We start from the raw sequence: 10,226 nt of genomic DNA, 5'->3' as shown, positions 1-10,226 counted from the left end.
AGACTCAGAATCTGCCGTCAACCCTTAATTTCGCTTTTCTATCAATACGTTGCGACACACCCGATAAAACGCCGCCTGCCCTGCCAAAAGGCTCTCCTCTATATAGAAGAAAGCCTCAAATGACCCCTACTTCCCTAAAGGCAGTTACACCCGCTTCATCCAAGCCAAGCACACGCTGCAGTACCTCCGACGTATGCTCCCCCAGCAACGGAGGCGCGCGACGGTATTCCACAGGCGTCCTGGACAAGCGAATCGGGCTGGCGACCTGCGGTACCTTACCGGCCAATGCATGGGGCAGTTCCATCGCCAACCCGCGAGCCTGCACCTGGGGATCGGCAAACACCTGCTCCAGATCATTGATCGGTCCGCAGGGCACACCGGCCTGCTCCAGCTGGTCTACCCATTCGGCCGTGGTCTTGAACACTGTCGCCTGGCGAATCAATGGAATCAGCACCGCTCGGTTCGCCACCCGCTGCTTGTTCGTCACAAAACGAGGATCGTCCGCCCACTGCGGCTGACCGGCGACCTCAGCAAACTTGCGAAATTGGCCGTCGTTACCCACGGTAAGAATGAAGTCGCCGTCAGCGGTAGGAAAATCCTGATAAGGCACGATATTGGGATGAGCATTGCCCAATCGCCTCGGTGCATTGCCTGTCGTCAGGTAGTTCATCGCCTGGTTGGCCAGGCACGCCACTTGAACGTCCAGCAATGCCATGTCGATATGCTGACCGTCACCCGCCTGGTCACGATGAGCCAGCGCTGCCAGGATGGCCGCGGTCGAATAAAGCCCCGTGAGGATATCCGTCAGCGCCACCCCGACCTTCACCGGCCCTGCGCCCTCATCCCCCTCGGGTCGACCGGTGAGGCTCATCAAGCCCCCCAATCCCTGAATCATGAAGTCATAACCGGCGCGCTTTGCATAAGGACCGGTTTGGCCAAACCCGGTGATCGAGCAATAGATCAAACGCGGATTGATCGCCTTCAGCGAATCGTAGTCCAGACCATATGCCGCAAGCCCACCGACTTTGAAGTTCTCGATCAGGATGTCGGACTTGGCCGCCAGCTCCCGCACCAGGTTCTGCCCCTCGGGCCGGGTGAAGTCGATGGTGACCGATTGCTTGTTGCGATTGGCCGATAGGTAATAAGCCGCCTCGGTCGTATTTTCGCCACGGCCATCCTTCAGGAAGGGCGGCCCCCAGGCACGGGTGTCGTCGCCATTGCCTGGACGCTCGACCTTGATGACCTCCGCTCCCAGGTCCGCCAGGATCTGGCCGGCCCAAGGGCCGGCCAGGACTCTCGATAAATCCAGCACCCGCAAGTGCGAAAGCGCGCCCATGGCCGTTCTCCTATTAATAGAACGCCTGGATACCGGTTTGCGCACGACCGAGGATCAGCGCATGAACATCGTGGGTGCCTTCATATGTGTTCACCACTTCCAGGTTCACCAGATGACGGGCAATGCCGAACTCATCGGAGATACCATTGCCGCCCAGCATATCCCGCGCCATGCGGGCGATATCCAGGGACTTGCCGCAAGAGTTGCGCTTCATGATCGAAGTGATCTCCACCGCCGCCGAACCTTCATCTTTCATACGCCCCAAGCGCAGGCATCCTTGCAGGGCGAGGGTGATTTCAGTCTGCATATCGGCCAGTTTCTTCTGGATCAACTGATTGGCCGCCAATGGCCGACCAAACTGCTGGCGATCCAGCGTGTATTGGCGAGCGGTGTGCCAGCAGAATTCGGCGGCACCCAAGGCACCCCAGGAAATGCCATAGCGTGCCGAGTTCAGACAGGTAAACGGACCTTTCAGGCCACGCACATCCGGGAAGATGTTCTCTTCCGGAACAAACACGTTGTCCATGACGATCTCGCCGGTGATGGAAGCACGCAGCCCGACCTTGCCATGAATGGCCGGCGCGCTCAGGCCCTTCCAGCCTTTCTCCAACACAAAGCCCCGGATATCGCCGGCGTCGTCCTTGCCCCAGACCACAAACACATCGGCAATCGGGCTGTTGGTGATCCACATCTTGCTGCCGGTCAGGCTGTAGCCGCCTTCGACTTTGCGCGCACGAGTAATCATCGCACCCGGGTCGGAACCATGGTTCGGCTCGGTCAGACCGAAGCAACCGATCCACTCACCGGAGGCCAGCTTCGGCAGGTATTTCTGCTTCTGGGCCTCGGTGCCAAATTCGTTGATAGGCACCATGACCAGCGAGGACTGCACGCTCATCATCGAGCGATAGCCGGAGTCAACGCGCTCCACTTCACGAGCGATCAGCCCATAGCTGACATAGTTCAAGCCACTGCCGCCGTACTGCTCGGGAATGGTAGCGCCCAACAGTCCCACTTCACCCATTTCACGAAAGATCGCCGGATCGGTTTTTTCATGACGGAACGCTTCCAGCACCCGTGGCGCAAGTTTCTGCTGGGCGAATTGCTCGGCAGTGTCGCGGATCATGCGTTCTTCTTCGGTGAGTTGCTGGTCCAGCAACAATGGATCGATCCAGTTGAAGCTCGCTTTACCGGCCATGAAAAAATCCTCGCCAATCAAATGAAAAATCGTGGATTGATCCTAGGCGCGGTTTCCTACAAGGGCAAACGACGATTACGCATGTGCTTGTGCTAATTTCTCACTCCGTAAACGTCAAAACCCCTGTTTATGCCAACGATCAGTGAGGTCACCGTACATGCGCCGCAAGATCCCCAGTACCGCCGCACTGGTCAGCTTCGAGGCCGCCGCACGCCATGAGAGCTTTACCAAGGCAGCACAGGAGCTTTCCCTCACTCAGGGAGCAATCTGCCGACAGATCGCCAGCCTGGAAGACTTTCTCGGCGTGGCGTTATTCCGACGCTCGCGGCGTGGCGTCAAGCTGACTGAAGCCGGCCTGTCCTATAGCCGCCGGGTTGCCACTCAACTGGACGCGGTCGAGCGAGATACGCTTTCAGTGATGGGACACACTGGCGCGAACGTGATCGAGCTGGCCGTGGTGCCCACGTTTGGAACCCAATGGCTGTTACCACGCTTGAAGGACTTCCAGCAGCAACATCCAGAAGTCACCGTCAACCTGACCAACCGCACGCGCCCCTTTCTGTTTGCGGACACGGACTTTGACGCCGCCATCTATTTTGGCGATGCCGACTGGTCCGGTACCGAATCCCACAAGCTCATGGGCGAAAACCCCATGCCGGTCTGCAGCCCCGCCCTGTTGGGCAACCGCAACAGCCTGACACCGCAAGCCATTGCCGAGTTGCCTCTACTCCAGCAAACCACCCGCCCCTATGCCTGGCGCCAGTGGTTCAACGCGCAAGACCTCAACGTTGCGCGCGACCTGACAGGCCCGCGTTATGAACTATTCTCCATGCTTGCCCAGGCCGCCATGCACCACATGGGAATCGCCTTGATTCCGCCCTTCCTGATACAGCGGGAGTTGGCAGAAAAACGCCTGGTCGTTGCCAACAGCAACGCGTTATCGAGCATCAAGGCCTATTACCTGATGATCCCGGAACGAAAGGTCGAATCCGCGTCCCTGAGGGCTTTTCGGGATTGGCTGGTAGGCCAAGCCAGAGGTTATCTCATTGATTTATAAAGCAATCACTCATAACCCAGTCTGGTAGTAAGCTAATAAAAAGCGCTACAGATATAAGTTTTTGTCGCAATCAGTCAATCTGTTCAGAAATCAGTACAGTAGTCTCAGAAGCGTTCAAATACGTGGCTTTGAGCCATATCGCCCCGCTCATTACGGCTCATTCATCTGGCCGATGGGAAAATTTATTAAATTGAGCCTGAATCCGGGAAAGGCACGGCCTGCATGGGTTGAGGACCGATGATTGCGACATTCGGTCACAGGGTGACTTGTAGTTAATTTTTCGTCACCCGTCATAATCCCTTGAAGGGCTGTATTTTCGCCTGCAAAATGCCGCGCCCCGCCTGATTCGGCGGGATCGTGCTGATCCGCCGCCCCAGCCGCACCATCCGAAGTGCATGGGTTTACTCAATAAGATCACGCAGGAGATTTGACGTGCACATTGGTGTTCCTCTCGAAACCCAGACGGGTGAAACACGGGTTGCTGCTACCCCGGAAACCATCAAGAAGCTGATCGGCCAGGGTCATAAAGTCACTGTTCAGAGCGGCGCGGGTCTCAAGGCCAGCGTTATCGACAGTGCCTATGAAGCCGCCGGCGCGACCATTGGCAGTGCCAGCGACGCGTTCGGGGCCGAACTGATCCTCAAGGTGGTTGCTCCCAGCGACAGCGAACTGGCGCTGATCAAGAGCGGCACCGTTCTGGTGGGCATGCTCAATCCGTTCAACAACGAAACCATCGCCAAGCTGGCTGAATGCGGCATTACCGCCTTCGCCCTCGAGGCAGCGCCACGTACCTCCCGCGCCCAGAGCCTGGATGTGCTGTCGTCCCAAGCCAACATTGCCGGCTACAAGGCCGTGCTGCTGGCCGCGCACTACTACCCACGCTTCATGCCGATGCTGATGACGGCTGCGGGCACCGTGAAAGCGGCGCGCGTGCTGATTCTCGGCGCAGGTGTAGCCGGGTTGCAGGCGATTGCCACGGCCAAACGCCTGGGTGCGGTGATCGAAGCTTCGGACGTGCGTCCGGCGGTGAAGGAACAGATCGAATCCCTCGGCGCGAAGTTCGTCGACGTGCCTTATGAAACCGATGAAGAGCGCGAATGCGCTGTCGGCGTCGGCGGTTACGCTCGCCCCATGCCCGCCAGCTGGATGCAGCGCCAGGCCCAGGCGGTGCATGAGCGTGCCAAGCAGGCCGACATCGTCATCACCACGGCGTTGATCCCCGGCCGCAAGGCACCGACCTTGCTGAGCGCCGAAACCGTGGCGCAGATGAAACCCGGCTCGGTGATCATTGACCTCGCGGCTGCCCAGGGTGGCAACTGCCCGCTGACCGTGGCCGATCAGGTGGTTGTCGAGAACGGCGTGACCATCGTCGGCCCGACCAACCTGGCCGGTGAAGTCGCAGCCGACGCTTCGGCGCTGTACGCCCGTAACCTGCTGGACTTCCTGAAGCTGGTCTTCACCAAGGAAGGTCAGTTCGACGTGAACCTGGAAGACGACATCGTCGCCGCGTGCCTGATGTGCCGCGACGGCCAGGTCATCCGCAAAAACGCCTAAGCAGGGATTCAGACAATGGAAGAGCTTATCTCCCCCGGTATCTACAACCTGATCATCTTCGTGCTGGCGATTTATGTCGGTTACCACGTGGTCTGGAACGTAACGCCAGCACTGCACACTCCGTTGATGGCAGTGACCAACGCCATTTCGGCGATCGTGATCGTCGGTGCGATGCTCGCCGCCGCGCTGACCGTGACCCCACTGGGCAAGACCATGGGCACCCTGGCCGTGGCCCTGGCCGCGGTCAACGTATTCGGTGGCTTCCTGGTGACGCGCCGCATGCTTGAGATGTTCAAGAAAAAAGCCCCGAAAGCAAAAGAAGAGGCGCCCAAGTAATGAGCATGAACCTGGTAACGACGCTGTATCTGATCGCGTCGATCTGTTTCATCCAGGCCCTCAAAGGCCTGTCGCACCCGACCACATCCCGTCGCGGCAACCTGTTCGGCATGCTCGGCATGGCACTGGCGATCGCTACGACCGTGGGCCTCATCTATAAGCTGGGGGCCGAACTTGCGACCGCAGGCATCGGTTACGTCATCGTCGGCCTGTTGATCGGCGGCACCGCCGGTTCGATCATGGCCAAGCGCGTCGAAATGACCAAGATGCCGGAGCTGGTGGCGTTCATGCACAGCATGATCGGCCTGGCGGCCGTGTTCATCGCCATCGCTGCCGTCGTCGAGCCGCAATCCCTGGGCATCGTCAAGCAACTGGGCGATTCGATTCCGGCCGGTAACCGCCTGGAGTTGTTCCTCGGCGCGGCCATCGGTGCAATCACCTTCTCCGGTTCGGTGATCGCCTTTGGCAAGCTGTCCGGCAAATACAAGTTCCGCCTGTTCCAAGGCGCGCCGGTGCAGTTCGGCGGCCAGCACAAGCTCAACCTGATTCTGGGTCTGGCCACGTTGGGACTGGGCGTGATGTTCATGGTCACGGGTAACCTCGGCGCCTTCGCCCTGATGCTGGCCCTGGCATTCGTGCTGGGCGTGCTGATCATCATCCCTATCGGCGGTGCGGACATGCCGGTGGTGGTGTCGATGCTCAACAGCTATTCGGGCTGGGCAGCGGCGGGTATCGGCTTCTCGTTGAACAACTCGATGCTGATCATCGCCGGCTCCCTGGTGGGCTCAAGCGGTGCGATCCTCTCGTACATCATGTGCAAGGCCATGAACCGTTCGTTCTTCAACGTGCTGCTGGGCGGCTTCGGCAACAGCGCCGATGCGGCAGGCCCGGCCGGCTCGAAGGAAGCGCGTCCGGTCAAATCGGGCTCCGCGGATGACGCCACGTTCCTGCTGACCAACGCCGACACCGTGATCATCGTGCCGGGCTATGGCTTGGCAGTAGCGCGGGCGCAGCATGCCTTGAAAGAGCTGACTGAAAAGCTCACCCACCATGGCGTGACCGTGAAGTACGCGATCCACCCGGTGGCCGGTCGCATGCCCGGACACATGAACGTATTGCTGGCCGAGGCCGAAGTGCCTTACGACCAGGTGTTCGAGATGGAGGACATCAACTCCGAGTTCGGCCAGGCCGACGTGGTCCTGGTGCTCGGCGCCAACGACGTGGTCAACCCGGCGGCGAAGAACGATCCGAAATCGCCGATTGCCGGCATGCCGATCCTCGAAGCCTTCAAGGCCAAGACCATCATCGTCAACAAGCGTTCCATGGCCAGCGGCTATGCCGGCCTGGACAACGAGTTGTTCTATCTGGACAAGACCATGATGGTGTTCGGTGACGCCAAGAAAGTCATCGAGGACATGGTCAAGGCCGTGGAATAACGTCCTCTGCTTCACTAAAACGCCCCGACTTGTCGGGGCGTTTTGATTTGTATCAAGGCCTGATGTTACCGATCCGGTAATGATGTTTTGCCTGAAACCCCCGTAATAGACGCCTCAAATGCGACTTTTGTCGCGGGTCGGGTACGGCGCGAATTCACTAGACTGCGCATCCTTGCTCCCAGCCCGAGAACACATTCCATGTACCGTGACCGCATTCGCCTGCCTTCGTTGTTGAATAAAGTGATGAGCGCTACCGACGCAGCCTTGTTGATCGAGGATGGCATGACCGTCGGCATGAGCGGCTTCACCCGTGCCGGTGAAGCGAAAGCAGTCCCCCACGCCCTGGCCGAGCGTGCCAAGGTCAGCCCGCTGAAAATCAGCCTGATGACCGGCGCAAGCCTGGGTAACGACCTCGACAAGGAGCTCACTCAGGCCGGCGTGCTGGCGCGACGCATGCCGTTCCAGGTCGACAGCACGTTGCGCAAGGCGATCAACTCAGGGGAGGTGATGTTCATCGACCAGCACCTTTCGGAAACCGTGGAGCAGTTGCGCAACGCCCAGCTCAAGCTACCCGATATAGCCGTGATCGAAGCCGTCGCCATCACTGAACAAGGCCACATCGTCCCGACCACATCAGTGGGCAACTCCGCCAGTTTTGCCATCTTCGCCCGACAAGTGATCGTTGAAATCAACCTGGCCCACAACCCGGACCTGGAAGGGCTGCACGACATCTATATCCCAACCTATCGCCCAACCCGCACACCGATCCCCCTGGTGAAGGTCGACGACCGTATCGGCAGTACCGCCATCCCGATCCCACCGGAGAAAATCGCCGCCATTGTCATCACCAACCAGGGCGACTCGCCGTCGACCGTCACACCACCGGACAGCGACACCCAGGCCATTGCCGATCACTTGATCGATTTCTTCAAGCGCGAAGTCGCGGCCGGGCGCATGACCAACAAGCTTGGCCCGCTGCAGGCCGGTATCGGCAACATCGCCAACGCCGTCATGTGCGGGTTGATCGATTCGCCCTTCGAAGAACTGACCATGTACTCCGAAGTCCTCCAGGACTCCACGTTCGACCTGATCGACGCTGGCAAACTGAGCTTCGCCTCAGGCAGCTCTATTACGCTGTCGGCCCGGCGCAATGCCGATGTGTTCGCCAACCTGGAGAAGTACAAAGACAAACTCGTCCTGCGACCACAGGAGATTTCCAACCATCCTGAAATCGTCCGCCGCCTGGGCATCATCGGCATCAATACCGCCCTGGAATTCGACCTGTACGGCAACGTCAACTCCACCCATGTCTGCGGCACACGAATGATGAATGGCATCGGCGGCTCGGGAGACTTTGCCCGCAACGCGCACCTGGCGATTTTCGTGACCAAGTCGATTGCGAAAGGAGGCGCTATCTCCAGCGTCGTGCCCATGGTCAGCCACGTGGATCACACCGAGCATGATGTCGACATCCTGGTCACCGAAATCGGCTTGGCCGATCTGCGAGGCCTGGCACCGCGGGAACGGGCACGGGTCATCATCGACCATTGCGTGCATCCGACCTATCGCCAAGCCTTGAATGAGTATTTTGAAGCGGCGTGTGCCTTGGGTGGACATACGCCTCACATCCTGCGCGACGCACTGAGCTGGCACCTGAACCTGGAAGAAACCGGATGCATGTTGGCTGTTTGATACAGCTGGATCAGCGCCGCAACACATACAGTTTTCGTCGGTCATCATCCCACGGCGCTTACCGACAAAAACTGTACTGCTGTACCGGTGTTTTCGTAGCGTCTTTTACCGCTTAGCGCGCTCGATCGTCGAAATATGCACCACTACAGTGCAGACAGGTACAGTTGCCTCAATATGGACCAGTACACTGCCCTTTAACAGTTAACTGGTCGCGCACAATACTAGAGAACTGTATCTACAGAGTCTGGCCAAACGAGAGGATCATGGGCACCAGTTAAAGTTAAACCACTACCTAATCCCGCCATAAGCGGAAGGATGTCAACCATGGAACGTACACTCAGTTCCGAGCTGTTTTACGAAGACAACGCTGCAAAAAACCAGGCTTCCCTGCCTCTTCGCGTTCTTGCCAACCTGATGTTGTGGCAGCGCCGTATCGCCAGCCGCCATCAACTGGCTCGTCTGGATGCTCGCCTGCTGGCAGACGCCGGTATCAGCGAAGCACAACGCTACGAAGAGCTGAGCAAGCCGTTCTGGCGCTAACTCAGCGTCGCTGGCCCTGACCCACCGGGTCCACCGCCAGCACCGAATTGAACAAGACAAGACCCGTCGCGGGAAACCGCGACGGGTCTTGTCGTTTCAGGGCCCTGAAACAAGCGTCTCAGCCCGGAACAGGTACAATTTCCATAAACATGTAATTTAATAGGTACAGTTTTGATTTTCGGCAATTCGACAGAGCGGACGCTCTATATCAGAGCTGTCCTACGCCGCGATCTGGCTTACTATCCAGGCGAACGTGGCGAAGCGAGTTGGACAGGCGTCTCCTCTTCCCGCTACAGAATCGGCATTCATCACCCAAGGAGCCCCATCATGATCCGTCTTCGTCTGCTCAGCGTTGCAGCCTTGCTGGCCGTAACCGCCCATGCCAATGCCAGCAGCTTCATCGTCACCACCGACTCCCTCGTTGGGGCGCTCAAGGCCACGTCCGATGCTACTTCCGATGCGACTTCGTCGCTGCGGGACAATAAAATCGTCCAGGCGGCCCGTGACGATGCCGCCAGCTTCGTGGCCAGCGAAGGCGCCATCCGTGGCGTGAAACTGGAAAGTGCCTTGAATTTCATCCGCCAACAGGCGCCGCAGTTGAACGCCACCGATGTCCAGTTGGCCCAGGCGATCCTGGTGATCTGATCCAACATGAAACATCGGGCCGCCGAAGGTATCCCGATGTTTCAACGCTGGCTCTGGCCCGGCGGTTTGCGCTAGCCTTCAGGTTCGCCATCAACCGTCGAGTGCCATGCGTTTTACCTCAGATCTGCCTGTCGTTTTGTTCCTGGTCGCTGCCTGCTGGTCCGTTTCGGCTCATGCCTTCGATGTATCCACCCAACAGGTGGTGGTCAGCGGCTATGCCACGAGCATGGTGACCTCTGCGCCCTTCGACCATAAACTGATCGTCGCCGCTCGCGATGACGCGGCAGTATTCGTTGCCAGTGATGGACAGTTGCGGGGTGCACGACTGGAGTCGGCCTTGGTTTATCTACGCCAGGCCCAGCCAAAACTTCATGTCAGCGACCTTGAACTGGCACAGGCAATTCTCGTCCAATAGTTATCCCTACTTTCCGGAGT

Annotated in this window: 10 protein-coding genes; 8 read left to right on the top strand and 2 right to left on the bottom strand. The window is 58.6% G+C overall.

Annotated features, from left to right (window positions below):
- Nucleotides 1-115 precede the first annotated feature (115 nt).
- Nucleotides 116-1,336, bottom strand: coding sequence for a CaiB/BaiF CoA transferase family protein (locus N005_RS27715; protein ID WP_047704060.1), 1,221 nt, complete (start codon nucleotides 1,334-1,336; stop codon nucleotides 116-118).
- 13 nt (nucleotides 1,337-1,349) lie between these two features.
- Nucleotides 1,350-2,531, bottom strand: a complete 1,182-nt coding sequence (locus tag N005_RS27710) for an acyl-CoA dehydrogenase (RefSeq protein ID WP_039593369.1) — start codon at nucleotides 2,529-2,531, stop codon at nucleotides 1,350-1,352.
- A 157-nt stretch (nucleotides 2,532-2,688) separates the two neighbouring features.
- Here N005_RS27710 and N005_RS27705 point away from each other — a divergent pair, with 157 nt between their 5' ends.
- The 8 genes from N005_RS27705 (at nucleotide 2,689) to N005_RS27670 (ending at nucleotide 10,206) form a co-directional block, all read left to right on the top strand.
- Nucleotides 2,689-3,588 carry a LysR family transcriptional regulator gene (locus N005_RS27705; protein ID WP_047704059.1) on the top strand — a complete coding sequence of 300 codons (900 nt, stop codon included), beginning with the start codon at nucleotides 2,689-2,691 and terminating at the stop codon, nucleotides 3,586-3,588.
- Between the two features lie 432 nt (nucleotides 3,589-4,020).
- On the top strand, nucleotides 4,021-5,142 hold the full coding sequence (locus N005_RS27700; RefSeq protein ID WP_047704058.1) for a Re/Si-specific NAD(P)(+) transhydrogenase subunit alpha: 1,122 nt from the start codon (nucleotides 4,021-4,023) through the stop codon (nucleotides 5,140-5,142).
- 15 nt (nucleotides 5,143-5,157) lie between these two features.
- Nucleotides 5,158-5,478: an NAD(P) transhydrogenase subunit alpha part 2 gene (locus N005_RS27695; protein WP_003220416.1), complete on the top strand. Its 321-nt coding sequence runs from the start codon at nucleotides 5,158-5,160 to the stop codon at nucleotides 5,476-5,478.
- Entirely contained in the window at nucleotides 5,478-6,914 is a 1,437-nt protein-coding gene (locus N005_RS27690) for an NAD(P)(+) transhydrogenase (Re/Si-specific) subunit beta (protein WP_047704057.1), read from the top strand. Before N005_RS27695 ends, N005_RS27690 begins: the two co-directional genes overlap by 1 nt.
- A 198-nt stretch (nucleotides 6,915-7,112) precedes the next feature.
- On the top strand, nucleotides 7,113-8,606 hold the full coding sequence (gene scpC / locus N005_RS27685) for a succinyl-CoA:acetate CoA-transferase ScpC (RefSeq protein WP_047704056.1): 1,494 nt from the start codon (nucleotides 7,113-7,115) through the stop codon (nucleotides 8,604-8,606).
- Nucleotides 8,607-8,930: 324 nt separating this feature from the next.
- The gene (locus N005_RS27680; protein WP_047704055.1) at nucleotides 8,931-9,146 is read left to right on the top strand and encodes a DUF1127 domain-containing protein; all 216 of its coding nucleotides are present in this window, start codon (nucleotides 8,931-8,933) and stop codon (nucleotides 9,144-9,146) included.
- A 327-nt stretch (nucleotides 9,147-9,473) separates the two neighbouring features.
- Nucleotides 9,474-9,791, top strand: coding sequence for a DUF2388 domain-containing protein (locus tag N005_RS27675; RefSeq protein WP_047704054.1), 318 nt, complete (start codon nucleotides 9,474-9,476; stop codon nucleotides 9,789-9,791).
- Between the two features lie 106 nt (nucleotides 9,792-9,897).
- Nucleotides 9,898-10,206 (top strand): DUF2388 domain-containing protein, encoded by a 309-nt coding sequence (locus tag N005_RS27670; protein WP_047704053.1) that lies wholly within the window; start codon nucleotides 9,898-9,900, stop codon nucleotides 10,204-10,206.
- Nucleotides 10,207-10,226: the final 20 nt, after the last annotated feature.

The organism is Pseudomonas mediterranea CFBP 5447, from assembly GCF_000774145.1.
GTDB lineage: Bacteria > Pseudomonadota > Gammaproteobacteria > Pseudomonadales > Pseudomonadaceae > Aquipseudomonas > Aquipseudomonas mediterranea.
This window is presented reverse-complemented; position numbering and strand designations above follow the sequence as displayed.